The following is a 23,035-nucleotide window of genomic DNA, read 5'->3' on the forward strand; positions in this document are numbered from 1 at the left end:
AGAGAGGCTGTGTAAAGAACCGATGAGCACCGTGAATGATGCCCAGCCCGGCGAGGGCGCCACACCAGAGCATCCGGAGTCCTTCACGCCCGGCAAGATCACAATTACCGAGACCATGAACATTCCATGGATCTACCGGAAGATCGCACGCGACAAGCCAAACCATGTGGCCATCGAACGTAAGTCCGAAATCAACACGTGGGTTCCCGTCACCTGGCGTCAACTCGAATCAGAGGTGCGAGCAGTCGCTCGTGGTCTTATCGCTTTGGGCGTCAAGCCCGGCGATCACATCGCAATTATGAGCCACACTCGCTATGAGTTCACCCTCTTCGATCTGGCCATTTGGTCAGTTGGCGCTCAAGGCGTGCCGATCTATGAAACGGACTCAGCAGAACAGGCCGCCTGGATCATCGAGGATTCACGGATTCGTTTTGCGATTGCCGAAACCACTCAAATGGGCGAGATTCTCACCTCGTTGCAGAAGCGTCATAAGCATTTTCAGCAGACGTTTGTGATTGAGGCTGGCGCCCAGAACACGATCTCCGCACTGGGCAAGCTGGAGGATGATTCCGAAATCGACCGGCGCATCGACGCTATCCACGCTGACGATTTGGCAACCATCATCTACACCTCCGGCACCACTGGGCGCCCCAAGGGAGCTCGGCTCAGCCACCGCAACTTGCTTCATGTTGCTATCAATGGCCCTTTGGATGACAATCTGTCTGCCATCGTCAACGGAAACCAGCGCACACTCCTGTTCCTGCCGATGGCTCACGTGTTCGCCCGCTTCATCAACCTCATGGCACTTTATTGCGGCACTGTGGTGGGTTACTCCCCTGATACAAAGAACCTTGTGGCAGACATGCAGTCCTTCAAGCCCACCTATGTTCTGGCCGTCCCACGAGTCTTCGAGAAGATCTATAACGCGGCCGATGCGAAAGCCGGGCACGGCATGAAGCTTAAGCTGTTTAGGCATTATGCGAAGGCAGCAATCGCATATTCGCGCGCCATGGATACGCCTGAAGGCGTCACTGCCCTGCAAAGGGCAGAACACGAGGTCGGTGACAGGCTGGTCTACCAGACCTTGCGTTCCATCACCGGAGGAGACCTCCGGTACGCCATCTCAGGTGGCGCACCACTTGGCGAACGGCTCGGCCACTTCTTCCGTGGCGTAGGCATCACAGTCATCGAAGGTTACGGCCTAACGGAAACCTCCGCCCCTACCACCGTGAATCTGCCTGGAGCCCAGCGGATTGGCTCAGTAGGCCGCGCATATCCCGGCACCCGTGTATCAGTCGACGACGATGGCGAAATCATTGCGCAAGGCGACCACATCTTCCTCGGCTACAACAACAATGACAAGGCCACCAAGGCAGCGCTGACCGACGATGGTTGGTTCCGTTCGGGCGACCTCGGCACCATTGACGACGACGGATTCGTGTGGGTCACCGGCCGCAAGAAGGAACTGATCGTGACTGCAGGCGGCAAGAACGTTGCCCCCGCAGTTCTCGAAGACAGGCTGCGTGGCCATCCACTCATCTCACAGGTGGTGGTAGTGGGCGATGGAAAGCCGTTCATTGCTGCACTTGTCACACTCGACACAGAAATGCTTCCGGCCTGGATGAAGAACCATGGGCTCGAACCCAGTACCGTCACTGAGGCGATTGCCGATCCTCAGGTTCTCGCTGCAATTGACCGCGCCGTTAAGCGAGCAAACGAAGCTGTCTCTCGGGCTGAATCCATCCGCAAGTTCACCGTTCTGCCAGTGGACTTCACCGTGCAGAACGGCTATTTGACGCCGTCCCTCAAGGTCAAGCGCAACGCCGTTCTGGCCGATTTCGCTGATACCATCGAGCAGCTCTACACAACGTGATGTTCGCTAACGCAGCGAACTAGGTCTGCCAGCTGGGGTGATAGCTCTAGCTGGCAGACCCGTTTTCTTCATGGTCTGCCGCGATTTCCTCATGGTGGCGGATCACTTCTGCCACGATGAACTTGAGGAACTTTTCCGCAAAGACCGGGTCCAGCCCAGATTCGGCTGCCAGCTCCCGCAGACGGGTAATCTGACGTTCCTCGCGACCAGGATCTGAAGCGGGTAGCTTCTGCCTTGCCTTGAGCAGTCCAACCTGTTGGGTGCACCGAAACCGCTCAGCCAAGATGTGGATAAGAGCGGCGTCCAGATTATCAATGGTGTGCCGATAGGATTCGAGTTCCTGCGGGATCTCTGCTGCCATGTGCGGCATCTCTGCTGCCATTCTTGTCACCTCTCTGTCACACGTGTGGAGCCGTATGCCCGCCCCTCCCAGAATAAGCCTATGCAGAGCGCCCGCTCGTCTCACGGGTCTTCTTCAAGACAAGCTTTGGTTCACCCGTCCCCGTCACGGCGGCGGCATCATACACAACCTCCGCCACATCTGCGCGCGAAGGAATCTCAAACATCTGCTCACGCAGCAGGTTCTCAAGAATGGAACGCAAGCCACGCGCCCCTGTGCCACGCTCCAAAGCCTCGCGGGCGATCTCGCGGAGGGAGCCTTCGGTCAGGGTGAGGCGAACCCCATCCAATTCGAACATGCGCTGGTACTGGCGGACTAGCGCATTCTTCGGTTCCTGAAGAATGCGCACCAAATCGTCTTCAGTGAGGGCATCCACGGTAGCAATGACGGGAAGGCGGCCTACAAGTTCTGGGATGAGACCGAACCTATGCAGATCATCTGGCGTGACCTCGTTGAGAATAGTTGCCTGAGAATCGACATCGTGCAGATGCGCGCCAAAACCGATACCGCGCCTGCCCGCGCGAGAAGCAATGATCTCTTCCATACCCGCAAACGCCCCTGCACAGATGAACAAAATGTTCGAGGTATCGATCTGGATAAGGTCCTGTTGTGGATGCTTGCGTCCACCCTGCGGAGGTACGGAAGCAACTGTTCCTTCAATGATCTTGAGCAGCGCTTGCTGTACGCCCTCACCTGAGACATCACGAGTGATGGAGGGGTTCTCTGATTTGCGGGAGATCTTGTCGATCTCGTCAATGTAGATGATGCCGACTTCGGCTCGCTTGACGTCGTCGTCGGCAGCTTGAATAAGCTTGAGAAGGATATTCTCAACATCTTCACCCACGTAACCGGCTTCCGTGAGCGCCGTTGCATCTGCAATGGTAAACGGAACGTCGAGCATCCGAGCCAATGACTGGGCGAGGTAGGTCTTGCCTGTGCCAGTTGGGCCGAGGAGCAGGATGTTTGACTTCCCGATCTCTACGGAATCCTCGGAGCCTTTGGGCAGTTGTTCCGCGCGCACACGCTTGTAGTGGTTGTAGACGGCCACAGACAACGTGCGCTTGGCCGCTGCTTGGCCCACAACATACTCATCAAGGAAGGCGGCGATTTCTTGGGGCTTAGGGAGGGAGTCCAATGAGAAGTTCGAGGCTTCAGCACCCAGTTCCTCTTCAATGATCTCATTGCACAGTTCGACGCACTCGTTGCAGATGTACACACCTGAACCAGTAATCAGCTTCTTCACCTGGCGCTGGCTCTTCTGACAGAACGAGCACTTCAGCATGTCTGCAGCATCGGCTGTGCGGGGCATCCCGACTCCCTCAAGTAGTGGATGGCTCGTGGGCGAGCCTGCTATACCATTTCACACCATCCAGGCGACCACGTCACGTCTCCACGCGGCAACGCGCATCACGTCACCAGCACGGATGGCCAAAAAAGCCGATAGGGTGAGGCAGAAATGCCTCACCCTATCGGTTAATACGTATCGATCACGGTTTCGCGGTGATCTTGCGAGAAACGAGGACCTCGTCCACAAGGCCATAATCCTTGGCCTGTGCTGCCGTGAGGATCTTGTCCCGCAGAATGTCCTTCGCGATCTCCTCAGAATCCTTGCCTGTGTGGAATGCCAGAGTGTCACACAGCCACTTGTTCATGCGGTCGAGTTCATCGGCTATGATAGCAATGTCAGACGCCTGACCTTGCGCACCTTCCATAGCCGGTTCGTGAATGAGCACCCGAGCATTAGGAAGCGCCAAACGACGCCCAGGGGCGCCCGCTGCCAACAACACAGCAGCAGCCGAAGCGGCCTGCCCCAAGCACACCGTCTGAATCTCAGGGCGGATGTACTGCATCGTGTCATAGATGGCCGTCAAAGCAGTGAAGGATCCACCAGGAGAGTTGATGTACATCGTGATCGGAGAATCCGGATCCTGCGATTCAAGAACCAAGAGCTGTGCCATGACATCGTCTGCCGACGCGTCATCGACCTGCACACCCAAGAAAATGATGCGATCTTCAAAGAGCTTGGCGTAAGGATCCTGCCGCTTGTAACCGTAGGGCGTACGCTCTTCGAAGTTCGGAAGGACGTAACGCGCTGACGGCATCGCCGGGGCCATGCCGCCAGCAACCTGTGCCAGGGGCATCCGAGACTGAGCCGCCACCATCTGAGGAAGCTGACCCGCAGAGTTGAAGTTGATAGTCATGCTGTTCTCATTCCTGCGAAGAGGCCGCCATCATGGCCTGCGAGTTGGCGATAATGTGGTCAACGAATCCGTACTCAAGCGCTTCCTGAGCAGTGAACCAGTGATCGCGGTCAGAATCCTCGATAACCTGCTCCACCGTCTTGCCCGTGTTCGCGGCCGTGATGGCCGAGAGCTCGTACTTCATCTTGAGGATAAGGTCCGCATTGATGCGAATCTCAGTTGCCGTACCACCGGCCCCACCTAGGGGTTGATGCAGAAGCACGCGAGTGTGCGGGGTAATGTAGCGCTTGCCTTGTGCGCCAGCCGTCAAGAGGAACTGGCCCATCGATGCCGCCATACCCATGCCCACTGTCACAACGTCAGGCTTGATGTACTGCATCGTGTCATAGATGGCCATACCAGCAGTGATCGATCCGCCAGGCGAATTGACGTACAGGTAGATATCCTTGTCTGGATCCTCCGCGGCCAAGAGCATCATCTGGGCGCAGATGATGTTTGCGTTTTCGTCGCGGACCTCGGAGCCGAGCCAGATAATGCGCTCCTTGAGGAGCCTGTTGTAAACGGAGTCGCCGAGGCCAAAACCTTGGGCTGACTCGCCAGCCAACTGGGGCGTGGTGTTCACGTGGTAATCCTTCCTCCGCCGGGCAACGCCCGGACCGTTCCGAAGATGTCCCCGGAAGCTTGTTCACTTGACTGTAGCCGCTGTGCTCAGCAGGTTCATCTGAGTTTGGCTGTTTTTCGCTGAAGGCGCATGGTAAGCGGAGCTTTATGCCCAACGCAAAAGGCGGAGTCGCAACTGCGACTCCGCCTTCGACTTATCGGTTTGCTTCTCAGGCAGAGAGCTTCTCGATGAGGGTCTTGCGTGCCTTGCCGGCCTTCTCTGCCTCGAGGACGCGGGCGCGCTCTGCATCGTCTGCACCTGCAACGTAGGCGATGACCTCGTCTACCTTGGCAGTGGACGGATCGAAGAGCTCAGCAGCTTCGGAGGGAGCGGCTTCTTCAGCCCCAGCCGTAGCTGCGGCCTTTGGTGCGGGCGCTGCGGAGAAATCCGGAACGATCTCGCCTTCAGGAGCTTCGCCGACGACGTCGGCAACATTCAGTTCGTTTCCGTCAGCGTCAACAACCTTTGCGAGGCGCAGCGCGGAGATCAGTGCCTTGCCGCGAGTCAGTTCGCCAGCGAATGCGCTGAGCTGGTTGGTCTGAGCGGTAGCTTGAATGAACTGATTGGGGTCCATGCCGTAGGCCTGTGCCTGTTCAATGAGGAAGTTGAACAGTTCATTCTGATCGGCCTGGGTGTTGAACTTCTCGGCCAGAACATCGAGCATGAGCTGATCGCGCATGGCCTCTTCAACTTCACTGCGGACTTCGGCGCCATGCGGGTCATCCAGTTCCTTACCTTCGCGCTCCAAGTGGGACGCGATCTCAGCTTCAACGACTGAGGTGGGCAGCGGGAACTCGATCGTCTTGCGGAACTCTTCGAGCAGAAGATCGCGGGCGGCGTAAACCTGGTTGGTTTTCTTATCCTTGCCAACCTGCTCGCGAAGATCAGCCTTGAGCTCTTCGACTGTATCGAACTCGGAAGCGAGCTGTGCGAAGTCGTCGTCGGCCTCAGGAAGTTCGGATTCCTTCACGTCAGACACGGTCACGGTGACCTCAGCGTCTTCACCTTCGTGTTCTCCGCCGGCGAGTGTATCGGTGAAGGTCTTGGTTTCGTTAGCGGACATACCAACAAGGGCTTCATCCATGCCCGGAAGCATCGTGCCGGAGCCAACCTCGTAGGAAACGCCAGAAACGGAATCGATATCCTCGTCGCCAATCTTGGCGGTCATATCGATGGTGAGGTAGTCACCTTCCTTGGCGGCGCGGTCCACTTCCTTGAGAGTGGCAAAACGCTCGCGCAGGGAGGTCAGGCGCTCTTCGACGTCGTCGTCAGAAACGGCAACGGACTCAACGTTTAGGGTGATGGTGGCTGGATCCGGGAAAACGATCTCTGGGCGTACATCAACAATCACGGTGAAAACCAGATCGGACGTGTCATCGTTCTCAATCGGTATGTTGGTGACCTCAACCTCGGGGCGGCCAAGCGGAACCAGTTCATTCTGGCGAATGGCTTCGCTGTAGTAATCGTCGAGGGAGTCATTAACGGCTTCTTGGACGATCGCGCCGCGACCGAACTGTGCTTCGATGATGCGGGCTGGGACATGCCCCTTACGGAATCCAGGAATCGAGACCTGCTTGCCGATTTGCTTTGCGGATCGATCGATGGCGGGCTTGAAGTCCTCGAACGGCACCTCAACGGTCACCTTGACCTTGGTGGGCTCGAGATTCTCGACGGAGCTCTTCACGGGGGTTTCTCCACTCAGTTGACGAGGGGGACGGCACTTGCCGCCCGGGTTTTATTGATTCGGATTGGGCCGCCTGGCCTGCCTCCGCTTGCTTGTGGGCGCCGCACAGTGTGCGCGCATACCGGCCAATTCTACGACAAAGTAATCTTTGCTGCGATTCGGACTTTAGTTGTACGGCCCACGTGATGATGCTGGACCTAGGATGAAGGCATGGACGATCGAACGCTCATCTCCTTTCAAGGGCAGGATTCTGCGACCGCGACCCACGGCAACTTTGGCCAGGTATTCCTTGTGCCCACCTACCTGCGCGACCGCTATGGTGCTACTCGGGTGAGAAGGACCGCAGCGGTCACCCTGCCCGTGGAGATGTTCACGATGCGTTCGATGGGCGGTCACAACAACTGCGTGCCCACCGGCATCACACGGGTGCTCGAGTACTTGCTTGCGCAGAGCTACCACGCCGGCGTGCCCGTTCTCCGGTCTTCGCTGTATTCGCACGTAGCGCGGCAATGCCGTGGGCTAGCCTCGCTCGTTGGCCGCGGCACCAATCCACTGCGCATCCCTCTGATCACACGGCAGGTCATGCGCAGCTACGGCGTAGAGGTGGAGTGCCGAACCGTACTGACCGGCGATTTCTACAGCGTGGCCCGCGAAGAGATCGACGCCGGACGCCCTCTCCTCATGAATATGTGGCACGGCAGCTATGCCAGCCACACCGTCACCGTCAATGGATATGCCGAATACCAGTGCTTTCTTCCCAATAACGACGACGCCGTGACCCAGCGATTCCTCGCCGTGGTAGATGGCTGGGTTCCTGGCCAGCGGTACATTGACTTTGACGGCTTTGCCGAGGCACCCATTCTCGATCGAGTGGCCTCACTCAACACATTTGCTATGTAGCTAATAATGCAAAGCAATGACGGCGCAAGAGTGCGCAGCCTAACCTCGGATGAAATCCAGGGAATCAATACACTGTAGTGAGACACATTGAATGAGGTGGTTTTAATGTCTTTAAGAACCATATCTTCCGCCGGACGAGGACTACTGATCCTCGCGCTCGTTGGCAGTCTAGGTGCTGCCTGTTCGGCGACGTCGTCCATTGATCCGAACGACACTACCTCGACTGGCGACGTTTCCCGAGTCACGCTTTGCGATTCTCTTTCTGAGATGTCCGATGATTCAGACTTGATCGTTGTGGGAACTGTTTCTACCCAAGAAGTGGTTCGCGATATCACCGAAGAAGACGACTTCACAGTTTCGTCGTTCAATGTCACCCGCGTGGTGAAAGGCGCAGATGCCAAGGCTGGCGACGTAGTCGAAGTTCGTCAAATCGGATCTGTTGACCAACAAACGGGTGTCGAGATACTAAATGCAGATCAGGTATACCTTCTATACCTGACGCCATCCGGTCTTTCTGGAGACCTCGCTTCCCAGTACTACGTGACGGGAACGGAAGCGGGAATCTATGAGGCCACCTCAGGTAGATCATCAAACCCATCGGTACTCAAGAGCACGAGCCAAGCGGATTCTGAAAAGGCTGACAAGGTGAGTTTTGGCCGAGTTGAATTGGATACTGGCGATACTCTGCCTGCAACAGCGACCTTGCCAGAAGCTGAAGAGCAAGCCCAGTAAGTCTGAACTGTTCCCTTGCCGAGCGCCTCTTCCTCGCCGCATCGTGTGGATTTACAGTGAATGACGCTTGACGCCCACCATGTGTCTACTTGACTTCCAATCGGTTCTGATCGGCGGTCTCATGCGGATTGTCTTTCTTAGGCTTTAGCACCATCATCTGACTGGCCACAAGCCCGACAACTCCAGAGATAAGTACTGGTATCAAGAATCCCATATCTTTGGATGCCATCTCGTACGTCACGTAACAAAGAAAGACATATGAACATGCGAGAATACTTCCTGCAAGATGCTCGCGCACACCAAACTTCCTTCCTGACCTCAAAGGATCTTGCTTCATTTCAATAGTGCTTTCACAAGCTCAACTCCACCAGAAGTGCACAACAGTGCACGTGGCCGAGTTGCTAGAGCACCAGAACTGGACAACATTGCAACCTTCTCTGATGTGATACGACCTGGGTTTGTTGGAGGCTCCAGAGTTACGGATGGAGAATAGATTCATGGCCCAACACAAGAACAAGGGACGCCGCTACTCGGCTGAAGAGAAAGCCGCTGCGGTCCGGATGGTGCGCACACTTCGCGTCGAGCTCGGTACGAGCCAAGGAACGACCTCGCGCGTGGCCGAGCAGCTCGGTTACGGGGTTGAGTCGGTGCGGGCCTGGGTGCGCCAGGCTGATATCGATGACGGCGTGAAAGCCGGGGTCACGACCGACGAGCAGGCTCGGATGCGTGAGCTTGAACAAGAGGTGCGCGAGCTCAAGCGCGCGAATGAAATCTTGAAGCGGGCCGCGTCTTTCTTCGGGCGGAGCTCGACCGCCAACACAAGATGTAGTGGCATTCATCAACGCGAACAAGGACGATATTGTTGCTGGACGCAGGCTCGGGGTCGAGCGCATCTGCAAGGTATTGCAGGTGGCCCCGTCTACGTATTACGCCGCGAACGGCAGGCCGGCATCAGCCCGGCAAATTCGGGACGCGGAGGTCGCGCCACGGTTGCTCGAGCTCTGGGAGTCAAACTACTCGGTCTATGGGGTGCGTAAGCTCTGGAAAGCAGCCCAGCGATCGGGTATCGATATCGGTCGTGACCAAGTCGCGAGACTGATGAAAATCCTTCAGATTGAAGGGGTACGGCGCGAGAAACGGGTCAAGACCACGAAGCCTGATCCGAAGATGCCGAGGCATCCCGATCTCGTGAACCGCGTCTTCAATGCAGATGCGCCGAATCAGCTGTGGGTGACAGATCTGACGTTCGTGCCCACCTGGCAGGGCGTCGCTTACGTGTGCTTCATCATCGACGCGTTCAGCCGCATGATTGTGGGCTGGCGATGTGCATCGAACATGAAGACCGAGACGGTGCTCGATGCGATTGAAATGGCCCGCTGGTCACGCGGCAGGCATCTTCCCGAGCTGCGTTGTCACAGCGACGCGGGCAGTCAATTCACGTCCATTCGCTATGGGGAACGCCTCGCCGAGATCGGGGCGACGCCCTCGATCGGGACCGTTGGCGACAGCTACGATAACGCGCTCGCTGAGACAGTGAACGGCTATTACAAGGCTGAGCTTGTGCGCGGGCCCGCGAAACCGGGGCCGTGGAAAACGGTCGATGACCTCGAGCTCGCGACGCTGGGGTGGGTGCACTGGCACAACACGAAACGACTCCATGGCTACCTCGGTGATGTGCCTCCAACGAAGTTCGAGGAATCGTTCTATGCTGGGGTTACCAGCGCCCAAGAACTGGTTGAAATCAAATGAGCTGAGTCTCCACTAAACCCAGGGCGCTTCAGATGAGTCCGAAAATTCCACATCATCTCCATTGATGAATGTTATTCGCAAAGAAGATCAGCTAGGTTCTTGCTTACTCGCCTTCTCTTCACTTCTCTCATTTGAGATGTTACGCCTGCCGAACAAGAGATTGTGGGAATCTTCAACTGCATCAGTCTTGGACTTTTCGAATCCATAGCGTTTCTCGAGGCTTGAGGCCATAGGACAATCAGGTCCCTACTTTTGCGCATGAGAGGTAGAAACCGGTTGCGCTCATGCGGTGTGTGCTTCTTGATGTGGATGAAGGCGAGGATGACGGAGGGTCCGGCGATGGCAGTTGAGTCGGTTGGTTTCTTGAGCAAGGTTGTTCCCCATTTACATACCGATACCCCGACCAGTTGGTCGGGGTATCTACTTCTTTCGACCTATTTGCTATCCGAGATGGTCGATAGCGTACTGAGCTTCTTCTGGGGTGAACTTTTCGCCATAGTCGGAGACTAGCTGATCATAGATTGCTGAGGTGGACATCGCCATCTGCTCTTGGTAAGACTTCGCCTTGCCGAGTGCGTTGGCATTCCAGTCCCATTCAAGATGGTCGATAGCGTATTGGGCCGCGTCGGCAGGGAAGCCCTCGCCGTACTCCGAGGTCAGTTGGTCGTAGATTCCAGCCTTGCTCATCTGCATCATGCTTGCGTATGACTCTGCCTTCGTAAGCGCAGCCTTGTACTCTGCTGGCACCTCAGGTTCGGCCGCTTCGGTGGTCACCTCTTCTGTAGACGCAGCTTCGGTGGTTCCGGCTTCGGTGGTTCCGGCTTTGGTGGTTCCGGCCGGGGCGGAGGTGGCCGTCACCGACTGTTCTTGTTGTGGAATTGGAGTTGTGCTTGCGCCGTCGTTGCCGCCACTTCCTAGGCCAGACCCCGCCGCAATGACGATGACGATGATGGCCCAGATCCACCATTTCTTATACCAGGGCTTCTTTGGCTTCGTGGTGGGCTGAGGTGTTTGGCTTTGACTGAAGTAGGGCTGCTGTGTGAATTGTGGACCTTGGGGCGAGTTCGGGTTTACACCCGGAAAGTCTGAAGTGCTCATATCGACAACAATATGGATCCTCCCGACAAATTCTCAGGCTCTCTTTCGGGATCTGTGCCTGCTTCTTGTGGGTGTTGCTCGCTAAGAATGGTCCGCGACGCTTTGAAAGCAATCCAAAGGAGTAAACAGTGACAGCAATCAACATACTTGCCACGCGCTGGTCAGGTGGGTGGCAACTCGAAATAGATGAAGACCACCACACGCAGGCACCGCTTTAGCCAAGTTACACCAGCAGGTCGTTGACTATCTCTACACGGTTGACGAATCGGTCAATCTTTCAACACGGGAGATACATATCGTTCCTCAGGTCGCCTCTCTTGGCAGAGATCGAAGAAGCACGGCAGGCTAACGCCTCTGCCCCAATGGTTACCCAATGATTGATGGTGTTGTAAGCCTGGGCGCGGTGGTGAGCGGTGGCGAAGAGCTGGGCGATCTGGGTGTCAGTGTCCATGGTTGCCAAGAGCCGGGTGGGGATGGCTGGGAACTGGGTATGGCGATTGCCACCTGCCATACGGACAAGGCTCCTTCAGCTGGGACTCCAACCTCCAAATTTGGGTCGGACGCTACGACACTGGAACCGTCAACGAGCACGGAGACGCATCCAACCTCAACCAGTGGATCATCCCTCAGATCGGGAACGTGGAGATCGAAGTCCTCACCGCAGCACACATGCGCAAAGTCGGAGAGGCAGCACGCACATCCGGACGCAGCCTCTCCACAGCCAACAGTGCCCAACGGGCCCTCAACAAGATGCTGGTGGCGGCACTCGCAGACGGCTACCGGGTGCCCGAACGATTCTTCGCGGCGAAGAAATCCGGCGCCGGGAAATCCTCGAAACGCACCTCCATGAGCAAACAAGAAGTTGCAGCGACTTTCACTCAGGCATACGCCATGCACCCCGACGCAGTACGCCTCTTCCTCGCCGTCTTCCACGGAACCAGAGCAGGCGAAATCTCGGGCCTCCACTGGGTCCACCTACTCTTCGACCCGACACTCAAACCCGACGCCATCGTCGCCGCACCATGCGCCTCACACTGCAAGTACATTCCCTCCCCTATCTCGACCGAGATATGGGAACATTCCGGATCAAGGAGGGCGACGACGTCGAGGTCACACGCCTCGGCTATGCACGTAACCGTGAAGCCGATCGCTAAGAGTAGAGAGACGCGCAAAAGGCCGCCCAACGGAACTCGCAACAGTCATGGTGAGCTCTTCGGCGATGCCGAATACTATCTACTTCACGAAGCCCGTCACTCCAAGATCTCACTACTCGCAGACTCAGGCTTTCCACAGCACATTACCGAGATGCTGGTTGACCAAACAAAGCTCGTCAAGAACCACGTCCACGGCGACATGAAGATCGCAGCAAAAGCAACCAACGACGACCGCACCCCCTAACCCTTCCTCCGCCCTAAGTCACAGACCGTTCTACTCGAACCTGGTCGCCAGTCAGGTCGAAATTAGGACAAGTTTCATCCACATCGTTGCCAAAATGTGTCCACTATTGTGTCTTCGAACACATACCCGCTGATAGGCTCACCGAAATAATTGGTCCGTATGAAAGAACTATGGGCAGACCGTTAGGGGTTTCATGAAGACAAAAACAGTATTGCAGATAGCTGCGGCAACATTATGCGGTCTGGTGCTCCTATTGATCCCAGGGATTGCCACCAAGATATACAGTGCTAACTTCTCCGGGAACTATTTGCAGGGAAATTCTCTTGTTTCCGGCAACATAGTGGTCGTAATTCTCGGAGTTGTCATTGGAGCACTCTCCGCTGTTTCTATATACCTTCTTGGATCGTACGAAAGCCTATTGCCAGCTCACGTTGTTGGAATACCGATATCTATTGAGGTCATAGCTGCCCTCTTGATCTGGAACCTGGCTCCATCACTGATTATCAATAATCCTCCTCTGGTTCTCATCGTTTGGTCAGCAATCATCTCTCTTCAACTCTGCGCTCCGATCATCAAAACACAATCAAGAAGAAGGCTGAGCAAAGATGTACGAGCGGAGTGAAGCCGAGTAGAGCTCTTCGAGTGCGAGGCGTTTCTTTTAATCGTCACGCTCTAACTCCAGAGCGTCTGGGCGCGTGGAGAGCTTCTCGATCTCTGCTTTCGAGTCTGCGAGGTGTTCCCGAATGACTCTAATCGCGACAGCGCTGCAGCAGCGCTGACGAAGGTCTTTGAAATGTTCACCGCAATTGTCACCACTGGCGGGGTCACAAACTGTGTAACCGAACCCCTCTGAGAGAGGCTGGCAGAGTTGGGTTGCGTGCTGCAGGTCCTTGGCGGCGACTTCCGGGAGGACCGCGGTGTCTCTCGTAGATCAACAGCGTCATTGTCGACGTGTGATACTCCGTCGACCACGTTAAGGAACCCTCAGTCGAACGGCGCGAGTGTGCGGCGTGGTACCTGTGCGGTATCGGGGCGGGTTTGACGCCCAAAATGTGTCTAATAATGTGTCTAATAAGCCCGTTTTGGCCCTGAAACAATGAAAGACCGGCAGCCACTTTTCGTTGTGGTGCCGGTCTTTCGTGTGTTGGAGCGAGTGACGGGAATCGAACCCGCGTGATCTGCTTGGAAGGCAGAGGCTCTACCATTGAGCTACACTCGCGTGCTCAACGAGAATAGCAGGTTGGTGGCCCAGAATTCACATCGGCGTGCTCCGCCGAAGCGTGTTAACCATCACGGTTCCCTTTCCCACAAGTGTTCGATGTGCTTTTTGCATGTCCTTTCCCCTAAGATGAACAAGTCCCAGTAATGGGTCACGGGGTATGGCGCAGTTGGTAGCGCGCCCGCTTTGGGAGCGGGAGGCCGTGGGTTCGAGTCCCGCTACCCCGACAGTCGGAATGTGCAACAGAGAGCTCTTCGCCAGAATGAGTATCGCCACAGGCATGGAACGCCAGCCGAAACTATCGCAGCTGCCTTGGTGGAGCAAAGCGTAAGCGCACAAGGCGGGTTCACCTTCACTGCGTAATACGGTTCACCTTCACTGCTTAAGGCAGATCCACCTTCACCTCTAAGAAGCTCCGCACTATCTCGCGGCACAGACACAGCGCCACTTTGACCCGGAAAATATGCCTTCAGCAGACGGCCGAGGCACGCACCATGACGGCCTTCTCGCACGGGGAGACTAAATAAGCCCGCTAGTCACGGTGAGTCCGTCACCCTCATTTCCGCAATGTCCACTCGAGATTCGTGCGATGAGATCACGTGCCGCTGCAAGGTTCTCTGCCGTCACCTCACCAGGTTCCTGATCCGTCTTGGGAAGGCTGAGCCCAAAAAGGATCCCTTCCACGATCTGCTCCAGATACTGTGTAGTGCCACCGCGGGCCTCATTGAGCGAACTTCTTGCCACATAATCTAAGAACAGCACGACCAAAATGTCGGCAAGGTTGGAGACGTCGATAATGGGTGTGCGGTGCAGCCGGTCAAGCGCACTCAAGACCGTCTTGCTCAGGAGCTTGCTGAAGTTCTCCCTATCGGCTACACCAAAATCAGCCCGGTCTGGGTTCCGCAGCCGAAACATTGTGAACTCCGTGGTCAAGATATAAAGAGTCCGGCCTTCAGGCTGAATCGCAACCAGAATCTCCACGAGCGATTTCACACTCGCAGGCTCCTCCACTGCTTCCACGGCATCTTGAATGACATCCAACAGGCCAGCCGCACGGGTAACCAACACATCACGCAAAAGCTCTTCCAGAGAAGAGTAGTTCGAGTAGAAAGCGCCGCGCGAGAATCCCGCCAACTTGACGATTTCGTCGATTCGAGCGCCGGAGAAACCCTTCTCAGTGAACACTTCTGTGGCAGCGCTAAGTAGCCGCGCCTTTGTGTTCTCACGCTTTCGGAGACTCTCGTAGGACTGATTCACGACTTCTCCCTTCCTCAAGTGTTCGCGGGCCATTGCGCACCAGTACCTTGCACCGCTACTGACCGGGCTCGGACATCCAGAGTATCCGGTCTGCTCAGCTAGATCCTCACACCATATCTTGCAGTGTTCGGGCTCACGCTGCTGACAATATGCATTCACAACCGAATTGCATACACTTCTGTATTGAATATATTACTGTATTGAAATACTGTTCACTTCCCGCTTCATCTGATTCACTCGATTCGTTCGAAAGAGCACTGCATGTCCTCCTCTCTCCATCGCCTAGGCCTCTGGTGCGCCAACCATGGCAAACGAGTCCTTGCCATATGGTTCGCCCTCCTCGCCGCCCTCGCTGCGGCGGTTGCCGCCGTTGGTATGAATCTCGACAACACCTTCGAGATCTCAAACAGCGAATCTCTCGACGGCCTAACCATCTTGAGCGAACGTCTGCCGCAGGCTGCCGGCACCAGTGAGCAGGCGTTATTCACCTCAAAGTCCGGGGATATCACCGTTCACCAAACCACCATCGAAGAGTTCGTGGATGCAGCAGGTGATATCGATGGCATCTCCACAGCGAGTGATCCATTCGCTGAATCGACAAACACCATCTCCGATAACGGTGCATCCGCCCTCGTTCAAATCCAAAGCGATTCAAGTGTCGGATCGGCGGTAGGCGCAGCCTCCGAAAAGGCAAACCAAGTTGCAAATCAGCTCGATTCGCTGGCCGCCGCCGCCGAAGCCAGCGACTCCGACCTGACCGTTCAACTGGGAGGCACCATCGGCCAAACCGTAGCGATCGAGCTTTCCGCCACTGAGATCATCGGCGTCATCATAGCCGCCGTGGTGCTCCTCATTACATTCGGATCGGTTATGGCCGCCGGAGCTCCAATCATCTCCGCTTTGCTGGGTGTTGGCGTCGGAATTCTCGGCATCGTGTTTGTCGCAAGTTTTGTTTCAATCAACTCGACCACACCCGTTCTCGCCGTCATGATCGGTCTGGCAGTCGGTATCGACTACGCATTGTTCATCATCTCGCGAGCGCGCGAGTACCTGGCCGAAGGCATCGAACCCAAGGAAGCTGCCGCCCGTGCAATTGCCACGGCCGGTTCGGCCGTGGCATTCGCGGGAACCACTGTCATTGTGGCCCTCTGCGGACTTTCAGTTGCCGGCATCGCATTTCTGACCTCCATGGGTATTGCTTCCGCCGCTGCCGTGGCAGTTGCCGTGTGTGTGGCACTCACCGCTGTCCCGGCCATGCTGGGCCTGATGGGCGAGCGCATTGCCCCTAAGGAACGTCACGGCCGAAAGACGGGTGCCATGGCTTCCCGCTGGGTGAATGCTGTGACACGGTTTCCCGCCGCCACGATCCTTGCCGTCATCGCAATTCTCGGAGTCTGCACGATTCCCATTTCTGCCGTAAGCCTTGCGCTGACGGATAACGGCTTCGAACCTCAAGGCACGCAGCAACGCGATACGTACGATGCCATTTCCGAAGCGTACGGACCAGGGTACAACTCGCCCATCATCGTTATTGCCAACATCGTTCAGACGGACGACCCGGTCTCAGTAGTTGCAGATCTGGCAGATGAAATCGGGACGCTCGACGGGGTCGCTCGAGTTGCGTTGGAGACCCCAAATGAGGATGGTTCGCTGGCATTTATCGAGATACTTCCGGAAGAGGGGCAAGCTGATCAAGCAACCACAGACCTCGTGAAGACCATTCGGTCAAACGCTTCAGATTACGAAGCCCAGTTTGGAATATCGGACCTCATGGTCACCGGCCGCACGGCAATCGCAATCGATGTTGCGAACAAACTCAACAGCGCGCTTCTCCCATTCGGAACTGTGGTTGTGGGCCTCTCGCTCGTCCTCTTGATGGTGGTGTTCCGCTCGATCGCCGTTCCCATCACCGCCACGCTCGGCTATCTCCTCTCCCTTGGAGCAGGAATGGGAGCGGTTGGCGCCGTGTGGGGTTGGGGCTGGTTTGCCGATGCCATCAACGTCACGAAAACCGGCGCCGTCATATCCTTCCTTCCCGTGATCGTTATGGGCATCTTGTTTGGCTTGGCTATGGACTACGAGGTGTTCCTGGTTTCTCGTATGCGCGAAGAATGGATCAAGACGCATGACGCGAAAGCCTCCGTCAAAGCGGGCTTTGTGGGTTCCGCAAAAGTTGTGAGCGTGGCCGCCATCATCATGACCAGCGTGTTTGCCGCGTTTATCCCTGATGGCATGGTCTATATCAAACCAATCGCTGTGGCACTGACTGTGGGCATTGCGGCTGATGCATTCTTGGTCCGCATGACCTTCATTCCCGCGGCGATGTACTGGTTGGGCGAACAGGCATGGTGGCTCCCCGGCTGGTTGGACCGCCTTCTGCCCGTAGTGGATATCGAGGGTGAAGGCTTGGAACGCAACCTCGAGCACACGCAATGGGTGGCCCAGAATGGTCCGTCCACAGTCCGCATTGAGAATCTGGTTGTCTCTGAAGGCAGCGATGTTGCTATCGATGGGCTATCGCTCGCTCTTGCTTCTGGTGAGTTGGCTGTTGTTCGGACCGACGACGTCGCCGCGCGGCTTTCGCTTGCCGCCGTTATCGGTGCTCGGCTTCGCGCCACATCCGGAAAGGTGATCATTGGACGGAACTGTTTGCCCGACGGCACGGCATCCGCCCAAGGCATGACAACCTCCCTTCACAACTGGGACGACGAAATCACGGACCGGGCTCAGGTTGTCGTCGTCGACGATCCGGGTGGGCGCCGCTGGAAACGAGTCCGCCAACTACTGGAAGAAGGAAGAACTGTGGTTGTGACCGGACCGCTCGCACTGGCGGTCCCAGATGATCTGAAACCTACAGACCAAACCGATCTGGGCACGGCAGGACAACCCATCCACCGCCGCCACGCACCTGCCCGAGACCTTGTGTCGAGTTCCGTTGGAACGTCTACCACCTCGGTAAACGAGGCAAACGATTGGAGAGATCAATGAAGCGCCGTTCGATACTCCTGACGCTGGTCATGGTTTTGCCGGCTCTGCTCGGGCTGACCACATTGGTAGCCACGAGCGACTCAGTGGACAACATCGATGCAATCCCTGCTGCGATCGTCAACCTTGACGAACCCGTGACGCTGGATTCAGGCGATACGCTCCCTGCCGGGCGCCAAATGCTCGCCAGTCTGACGGCCCCTGATCAGACCACGCTTGACTGGTCTGTGGTCTCAGCTGATACTGCGGAGTCTGGGCTCGCCGAGGGTACCTACTACGCAGTTGTGACGATTCCGTCAACGTTCTCCCGGCAAGTCGCCGACGTGCTTCAAGGAGATTCGACCACCGTTCCACAGGTCGAAGTCAGTTCTTCCAGCTCCTCTCCGGTGGTCGGACGCTTGACAAGCGCTCTGGTTACCTCCGCCGCCAACGATCTGGGAACCACTCTGACGGTCTCCTATCTGGACACGTCTTTGGCTGCCACCACCACTATCTCCGATTCAATCGGGGACGCGGCACGTGGCGCGCAGGAGCTTCACGAAGGTCAGGAATCTGCTGCCGAGGGCGCCTCCACCTTGGCAGATGGCGCGGCATCACTCACTACCGGGCTGGAGTCACTTCACAGCGGTACCAGCGAGCTTTCCTCTGGCGCAGACACGCTGGCAGACGGCGTGGGAACCTACACGGATGCCGTCTCCAGTGCTGCTTCCGGCGCCTCGACGCTGGCAAGCGGAGCTTCGAGCCTCTCTTCTGGCGTCGCGGCCTACACCGGCGGTGTCGCTCAGGTCTACTCAGGCATCACCAAAGCCCAATCTGGTTCATCAACCAGCCTGAAGGACGGCGCAGCCACGGTAGCAGCGGGCATCGATACTCTCAACACGACGCTTGCATCCGTGGACGTCAGCGGGCTGGCCACGATGCCCAATCAGTTGGGTTCTGCGGCCGACGCGGCAAACACCATTTCGGACACCGCAGGCACACAGCTCACGCAAGCAATCGCGGCATGCCAGTTCCAGACCGCCCAGCTCACGGCGGCCGGACTGACCAGTGTTCCGAGCGATCAGACTGATTACTGCGCGGCGGCTACCCAGATTGCCAACGGGATTGCCTCAGGCGCCTCAACGCTCGGCACCTCTTTGAGTGAGGGTGCAGATCAAGCGACGGCTGCAGCTTCCCAGCTCTCCACACTTTCGGAGGGTCAAGATGCACTTGAGCAGCTCTCCGCCGGCGCACACGCCGTCTCCGACGGTATCAGCACGCTGGCCACTTCAATCAACTCGAACTTGCTTGGAACGAACGCATCCACGCTAACCTCAGGCGCTTCGCAACTAGCAACAGGAGCAACCACGCTCTCCGAGGGACTCGCGACTCTCAATGAGTCATCGTCCGCCGTAACGTCGGGCGCTTCGCAGCTAGCAACAGGAGCAACCAGTCTGGACGAAGGCGCAGCCAGCGCTAACGATGGTGCAGATCAATTGGCTGAAGGTGCAGCGACCCTTGCGGACGGTTCAGCTCAGCTCACCGAAGGTGCATCAACGTTGGCGGATGGGCTTTCCCAAGCTCAGGACGCCATCCCCACATACACCGATGACCAGGCATCAGAGATGGCAAGCGCCATTGCGACCCCTGTCGGTGTGAGCGACCAAGGCGGTGACACCTCGGTGATGACCGCATTCGCCAGCGCCGCGGGCGTAGCGGGACTGTGGATCGGCACACTGCTTGCTATCCTGTGCCTCGGCTCCATCAACCGCCGCAGGATCGAATCTGCCGCCACTCCGTTTGCGTTGACCGTGCAGTCACTGTGGCCCGCTGCAGTGCTATCGGTGATTCAAGCGCTCGCGCTCTGGGTTACCTTCATTCTCGCGGGCGTTAAGATGTCACATGCCTTCGCTGCCCTGTTGATCCTGCTGTTGGCGTCAGTCGCTTTGACGGCCGTGCAACAAGCCCTGTTGACTGCGTGCGGCCGGCGCGGAGGAATCGCGATCTCGTTGTTCCTCTTCGTGGCGCAGGCGGTGTGCCTGGGAATCATTATCCCATCCCAGACACAAGGCGGCTTCCTCGCCATGATCAATTCGACCACTCCGATGCCCGCCACGGCCGGCGCGCTGCAGACCCTCATTACCGGGACCGGCGCCACGGTTGGCAACGCCATCGCCGTGTTGGTGGTGTGGGCCGCGATCGCATTCGTCGTGGAGCTCGTGGCGATTAAGAAGAGGCGCCAGACGAGCCTGGGTGCCGTAAGGACCCACATCAACCAGCTCAACAGAGCTGCTTGACCCGGTTTCCTCCTCAGCGGGGCCCTCAGAACACTCTGGGCCCCGCACGGAGTTCAGGGGGCGGTTCGCCAGTGCACAGCGCGGGCGAACCGCCGCGACATGCTGACCGCAAAGCCGTGTTCACGCCACACAAGAACCTGCCAACGCCCACACAAGAACTCACTCACGCCCCACAAGAACCCACCGCCCGCACATAAGAAGAAGGGCTTGTCCATTTCTGGACAAGCCCTTCTTCTCACGTCATTGCGTCAGTCCGACAGCAAACCTGCCTGGTAAGCCTTGGCAAGCTTACGTGGGATACGCACTTCGCGGCCCTGCACGCGGACGGTCTGGAGCTCAGTGAGCTCGGCCTTCCACTGCGAACGGCGAGAGCGTGTGTTGCTGCGGGACATCTTCCGCTTGGGTACTGGCATGATGCCCTCCTCTCCTTCGTTCGACCGCCCGGTGGCGGCCCGTCAGTCTTCTGGCATCGGCACGAGGCCAATGCGCACAAGCAGTTAGTCTACCTAACTGATCGCTTCTGCGCCATTCTGGAAGCGCTGCTGTTGAGGCAAGCCTGCAGAGTACTTGGTCACACCCGTCAGCCATCAGCCACAATAACTCTATGAGCGATCTCCTTCTCCCTCGCGGTACAGTGCTACGCAACGAACTTGAGATCAAGCGCTCTCGTTTCATCGCCTTAGTTGCCCGCGTGGACTCACCCGAAGAAGCTCGCACAGTCATCGAATCCGAGCGCTCAGCCACACCGGACGCCCGCCATCACTGCACAGCCTTTGCAGTAACGATGCCAGATTCCCTGCCGGTCATGCACTCCTCAGATGACGGCGAACCCGCAGGCACGGCAGGCCGTCCCATGCTTGACGTCTTGGCGGGAATCCCACTCTTCGACGTCGTCGCCGTGGTCACCCGATACTTTGGCGGGACGTTGCTTGGCACGGGCGGGTTAGTGCGCGCTTACTCCGAATCAGTGCGCGAATGCCTTGAAGGAACACCACTCACCGAACGTGTGACAGTGAAGAAGTGGTCCACCCTCTTGCCACACGGTGAAGCTGGGCGCTTTATCTCAGACTTCTCCGCACGCGGTTGGCACGTGGAGACAACGTATGTTGCCTCCGGCGTCCAGACAACCATTTCCACCGACGACGACGTCGTGGCAGCGCTCGCGCGCCTCTCCTCCGGCAGGATCATTGCTGAGCCTGCCGGACTAACTCCGGTTGAGAAGGCTTGTGGTGTGATCGCGCGTGGGGTGGCTATTGCTCGCTAGATGACGGTGTTGTGAGCATGCATTCACGTGATGTGTATTACACACTGAGACTAGTTCGCATCTATTCCTACTTTTATGGTTGGTTAGTTCTACACTAGGATGCGTAATGACCGGATCACAGAAGCAGGAAGGAAGCGGCACGTTGTCAAACACCAATATCGCAGCTCTCCTCTTCTCACCTCACTGCCGGTGTCTCTAGAGCGTCGGGCTTCAATGGTGCGCGATGCGCACGCACTCGACGCTCTCCGCGCCAGCAACTGGCACTCTGCCCGGCGGATTCACCACCGCATCGGACCCAAGGATTTGGTTCTGAAGAACCACAACGTCAAGAAGTCATTAGCCACCTCAAGGAGAGATCATGGCAAACATCTATGAAAACGCCACCACGCTGGTTGGCAACACCCCGCTCGTAAAGATCAACAACCTCGGCGAAGAGAATGGCGCAACAGTGCTGGCCAAGCTGGAGTTCTACAACCCAGCAAACTCAGTCAAGGATCGCATCGCGGTTGCCATCATCGATGCAGCCGAGGAGTCCGGCCAGCTCACCCACGGTGGCACTATCGTCGAAGCAACCTCGGGCAACACCGGAATTGGGCTCGCTTGGGTTGGCGCTGTGCGCGGTTACAAGGTGATCCTCACGATGCCTTCCTCCATGTCCAAGGAACGCCGCGCACTGCTTCGCGCATTCGGCGCTGAACTCGTTTTGACTGAGCCCGCCGGCGGCATGAAGGGCGCTGTTGAGAAGGCTAACGAAATCGTTGCAGCCACCCCCGGCGCCATCCTCGCTTCGCAGTTCGCAAATGAAGCAAACCCAGCTATTCATGAGAAGACCACTGGTGAAGAGATCTGGGCTGATACTGACGGCAAGATTGACTACTTCGTTGCAGGCGTTGGCACCGGCGGCACCATCACCGGCGCTGGTCGCGCGCTGCGCCGCCACAACCCGGACGTCAAGCTCGTCGTCGTCGAACCCGCAGAATCACCACTGCTTTCCGAAGGCAAGGCTGGCCCGCACAAGATCCAGGGCATTGGCGCGAACTTCGTACCAGATGTCCTCGATACCGACCTGTATGACGAGGTCATCGCAATCCCAAGCGATGACGCCATCGCTACTGCGCGTGATGCTGCCACCAAGGAAGGCCTTCTGGTTGGCATTTCATCGGGTGCAGCCCTCAATGCCGCACTTCAGATCGCCAAGCGCCCCGAGGCGGCTGGCAAGACGATCGTGGCAATCGTTCCCGACTTCGGCGAACGCTACCTCTCCACACCACTCTTCGAAGGTCTGCTCGACTGATCTCACGGCTATGCATGCCTAGAGCTCTCCGCTCAGCAACCCCC

At 57.2% G+C, this 23,035-nt stretch carries 19 protein-coding genes, 2 tRNA genes and 1 other annotated feature; of the genes, 11 read left to right on the forward strand and 10 right to left on the reverse strand.

The features are described from left to right. Positions 1–22 precede the first annotated feature (22 nt). Positions 23–1,873 carry an AMP-dependent synthetase/ligase gene (locus tag H2O17_RS08390; RefSeq protein WP_182049277.1) on the forward strand — a complete coding sequence of 617 codons (1,851 nt, stop codon included), beginning with the start codon at positions 23–25 and terminating at the stop codon, positions 1,871–1,873. Positions 1,874–1,919: 46 nt separating this feature from the next. Here the strand turns inward: H2O17_RS08390 and H2O17_RS08395 are convergent, their stop codons facing one another. The 5 genes from H2O17_RS08395 to tig form a co-directional block, all read right to left on the reverse strand. Then, the gene (locus tag H2O17_RS08395) at positions 1,920–2,255 is read right to left on the reverse strand and encodes a chorismate mutase (RefSeq protein ID WP_246311204.1); all 336 of its coding nucleotides are present in this window, start codon (positions 2,253–2,255) and stop codon (positions 1,920–1,922) included. A 58-nt stretch (positions 2,256–2,313) separates the two neighbouring features. Then, positions 2,314–3,582 (reverse strand): ATP-dependent Clp protease ATP-binding subunit ClpX, encoded by a 1,269-nt coding sequence (clpX, locus tag H2O17_RS08400; protein ID WP_182049278.1) that lies wholly within the window; start codon positions 3,580–3,582, stop codon positions 2,314–2,316. Between the two features lie 178 nt (positions 3,583–3,760). After that, entirely contained in the window at positions 3,761–4,414 is a 654-nt protein-coding gene (locus H2O17_RS08405; RefSeq protein ID WP_182051005.1) for an ATP-dependent Clp protease proteolytic subunit, read from the reverse strand. Between the two features lie 67 nt (positions 4,415–4,481). Further along, the gene (locus H2O17_RS08410) at positions 4,482–5,096 is read right to left on the reverse strand and encodes an ATP-dependent Clp protease proteolytic subunit (RefSeq protein WP_182049279.1); all 615 of its coding nucleotides are present in this window, start codon (positions 5,094–5,096) and stop codon (positions 4,482–4,484) included. A 208-nt stretch (positions 5,097–5,304) separates the two neighbouring features. Next, on the reverse strand, positions 5,305–6,819 hold the full coding sequence (tig, locus tag H2O17_RS08415; RefSeq protein WP_182049280.1) for a trigger factor: 1,515 nt from the start codon (positions 6,817–6,819) through the stop codon (positions 5,305–5,307). Between the two features lie 210 nt (positions 6,820–7,029). Here tig and H2O17_RS08420 point away from each other — a divergent pair, with 210 nt between their 5' ends. The 3 genes from H2O17_RS08420 (at position 7,030) to H2O17_RS08430 (ending at position 10,200) form a co-directional block, all read left to right on the forward strand. Then, the gene (locus H2O17_RS08420) at positions 7,030–7,719 is read left to right on the forward strand and encodes a cysteine peptidase family C39 domain-containing protein (RefSeq protein ID WP_182049281.1); all 690 of its coding nucleotides are present in this window, start codon (positions 7,030–7,032) and stop codon (positions 7,717–7,719) included. Positions 7,720–7,824: 105 nt separating this feature from the next. Beyond that, the gene (locus H2O17_RS08425) at positions 7,825–8,451 is read left to right on the forward strand and encodes a hypothetical protein (RefSeq protein ID WP_182049282.1); all 627 of its coding nucleotides are present in this window, start codon (positions 7,825–7,827) and stop codon (positions 8,449–8,451) included. Positions 8,452–8,948: 497 nt separating this feature from the next. Beyond that, a protein-coding gene (locus H2O17_RS08430; RefSeq protein WP_246311205.1) for an IS3 family transposase occupies positions 8,949–10,200 on the forward strand; the annotation gives its coding sequence in 2 pieces (ribosomal slippage) (positions 8,949–9,250 and positions 9,249–10,200; 1,254 coding nt in all). After that, positions 9,236–9,369: a sequence feature (AL1L pseudoknot), on the forward strand. It overlaps the preceding gene by 134 nt. A 441-nt stretch (positions 10,201–10,641) precedes the next feature. Here the strand turns inward: H2O17_RS08430 and H2O17_RS08435 are convergent. Both H2O17_RS08435 and H2O17_RS08440 read right to left on the reverse strand, forming a co-directional pair. Next, a complete protein-coding gene (locus H2O17_RS08435) occupies positions 10,642–11,298 on the reverse strand; it encodes an Ltp family lipoprotein (protein ID WP_182049283.1) in 657 nt (218 codons plus the stop codon). Between the two features lie 277 nt (positions 11,299–11,575). After that, positions 11,576–11,809 carry a hypothetical protein gene (locus H2O17_RS08440; RefSeq protein ID WP_182049284.1) on the reverse strand — a complete coding sequence of 78 codons (234 nt, stop codon included), beginning with the start codon at positions 11,807–11,809 and terminating at the stop codon, positions 11,576–11,578. 128 nt (positions 11,810–11,937) lie between these two features. On the opposite strand from H2O17_RS08440, the gene H2O17_RS08445 reads away from it, so the two are divergent. Together H2O17_RS08445 and H2O17_RS08450 are read left to right on the forward strand one after the other, a co-directional pair. Continuing rightward, the gene (locus H2O17_RS08445; RefSeq protein ID WP_182049285.1) at positions 11,938–12,696 is read left to right on the forward strand and encodes a hypothetical protein; all 759 of its coding nucleotides are present in this window, start codon (positions 11,938–11,940) and stop codon (positions 12,694–12,696) included. 193 nt (positions 12,697–12,889) lie between these two features. Then, a complete protein-coding gene (locus tag H2O17_RS08450; RefSeq protein WP_182049286.1) occupies positions 12,890–13,318 on the forward strand; it encodes a hypothetical protein in 429 nt (142 codons plus the stop codon). Positions 13,319–13,841: 523 nt separating this feature from the next. Here the strand turns inward: H2O17_RS08450 and H2O17_RS08455 are convergent. Continuing rightward, positions 13,842–13,915 (reverse strand) — tRNA-Gly (locus tag H2O17_RS08455). Positions 13,916–14,069: 154 nt separating this feature from the next. Between H2O17_RS08455 and H2O17_RS08460 the strand changes: the two genes are divergently transcribed. Continuing rightward, a tRNA-Pro gene (locus tag H2O17_RS08460) sits at positions 14,070–14,142 on the forward strand. Between the two features lie 292 nt (positions 14,143–14,434). Here H2O17_RS08460 and H2O17_RS08465 read toward each other — a convergent pair. Beyond that, a complete protein-coding gene (locus tag H2O17_RS08465; protein WP_182049287.1) occupies positions 14,435–15,172 on the reverse strand; it encodes a TetR/AcrR family transcriptional regulator in 738 nt (245 codons plus the stop codon). 261 nt (positions 15,173–15,433) lie between these two features. Here H2O17_RS08465 and H2O17_RS08470 point away from each other — a divergent pair, with 261 nt between their 5' ends. Both H2O17_RS08470 and H2O17_RS08475 read left to right on the forward strand, forming a co-directional pair. After that, positions 15,434–18,160, forward strand: coding sequence for an MMPL family transporter (locus tag H2O17_RS08470; protein ID WP_182049288.1), 2,727 nt, complete (start codon positions 15,434–15,436; stop codon positions 18,158–18,160). Then, complete coding sequence (locus H2O17_RS08475) at positions 18,157–20,433, forward strand: YhgE/Pip domain-containing protein (protein ID WP_182049289.1); 2,277 nt, start codon at positions 18,157–18,159, stop codon at positions 20,431–20,433. The genes H2O17_RS08470 and H2O17_RS08475 overlap by 4 nt, the downstream gene beginning before the upstream one ends. Before the next feature lie 248 nt (positions 20,434–20,681). Here H2O17_RS08475 and rpmF read toward each other — a convergent pair whose 3' ends face one another. Continuing rightward, positions 20,682–20,846, reverse strand: coding sequence for a 50S ribosomal protein L32 (rpmF, locus tag H2O17_RS08480; protein WP_182049290.1), 165 nt, complete (start codon positions 20,844–20,846; stop codon positions 20,682–20,684). A gap of 191 nt (positions 20,847–21,037) precedes the next feature. Between rpmF and H2O17_RS08485 the strand changes: the two genes are divergently transcribed. Beyond that, positions 21,038–21,697 carry an IMPACT family protein gene (locus H2O17_RS08485; protein ID WP_182049291.1) on the forward strand — a complete coding sequence of 220 codons (660 nt, stop codon included), beginning with the start codon at positions 21,038–21,040 and terminating at the stop codon, positions 21,695–21,697. A 358-nt stretch (positions 21,698–22,055) separates the two neighbouring features. After that, entirely contained in the window at positions 22,056–22,991 is a 936-nt protein-coding gene (gene cysK / locus H2O17_RS08490; protein WP_182049292.1) for a cysteine synthase A, read from the forward strand. Positions 22,992–23,035: the final 44 nt, after the last annotated feature.

The sequence above is a fragment of the Changpingibacter yushuensis genome, from assembly GCF_014041995.1.
Classification (GTDB): domain Bacteria; phylum Actinomycetota; class Actinomycetes; order Actinomycetales; family Actinomycetaceae; genus Changpingibacter; species Changpingibacter yushuensis.

What these genes read in the sequence shown, in the direction of transcription:
- H2O17_RS08470 (WP_182049288.1), top strand. Translation starts at nt 15,434, where the DNA reads ATGTCCTCCTCTCTCCATCGCCTAGGCCTCTGGTGCGCCAACCATGGC.
- H2O17_RS08425 (WP_182049282.1), top strand. Translation starts at nt 7,825, where the DNA reads ATGTCTTTAAGAACCATATCTTCCGCCGGACGAGGACTACTGATCCTC.
- H2O17_RS08475 (WP_182049289.1), top strand. Translation starts at nt 18,157, where the DNA reads ATGAAGCGCCGTTCGATACTCCTGACGCTGGTCATGGTTTTGCCGGCT.
- H2O17_RS08420 (WP_182049281.1), top strand. Translation starts at nt 7,030, where the DNA reads ATGGACGATCGAACGCTCATCTCCTTTCAAGGGCAGGATTCTGCGACC.
- H2O17_RS08405 (WP_182051005.1), bottom strand. Translation starts at nt 4,414, where the DNA reads ATGCCCCTGGCACAGGTTGCTGGCGGCATGGCCCCGGCGATGCCGTCA.
- H2O17_RS08440 (WP_182049284.1), bottom strand. Translation starts at nt 11,809, where the DNA reads ATGGCAGGTGGCAATCGCCATACCCAGTTCCCAGCCATCCCCACCCGG.
- cysK (WP_182049292.1), top strand. Translation starts at nt 22,056, where the DNA reads ATGGCAAACATCTATGAAAACGCCACCACGCTGGTTGGCAACACCCCG.
- clpX (WP_182049278.1), bottom strand. Translation starts at nt 3,582, where the DNA reads ATGCCCCGCACAGCCGATGCTGCAGACATGCTGAAGTGCTCGTTCTGT.
- H2O17_RS08450 (WP_182049286.1), top strand. Translation starts at nt 12,890, where the DNA reads ATGAAGACAAAAACAGTATTGCAGATAGCTGCGGCAACATTATGCGGT.
- H2O17_RS08395 (WP_246311204.1), bottom strand. Translation starts at nt 2,255, where the DNA reads ATGGCAGCAGAGATGCCGCACATGGCAGCAGAGATCCCGCAGGAACTC.
- H2O17_RS08435 (WP_182049283.1), bottom strand. Translation starts at nt 11,298, where the DNA reads ATGAGCACTTCAGACTTTCCGGGTGTAAACCCGAACTCGCCCCAAGGT.
- H2O17_RS08485 (WP_182049291.1), top strand. Translation starts at nt 21,038, where the DNA reads ATGAGCGATCTCCTTCTCCCTCGCGGTACAGTGCTACGCAACGAACTT.
- rpmF (WP_182049290.1), bottom strand. Translation starts at nt 20,846, where the DNA reads ATGCCAGTACCCAAGCGGAAGATGTCCCGCAGCAACACACGCTCTCGC.
- H2O17_RS08390 (WP_182049277.1), top strand. Translation starts at nt 23, where the DNA reads ATGAGCACCGTGAATGATGCCCAGCCCGGCGAGGGCGCCACACCAGAG.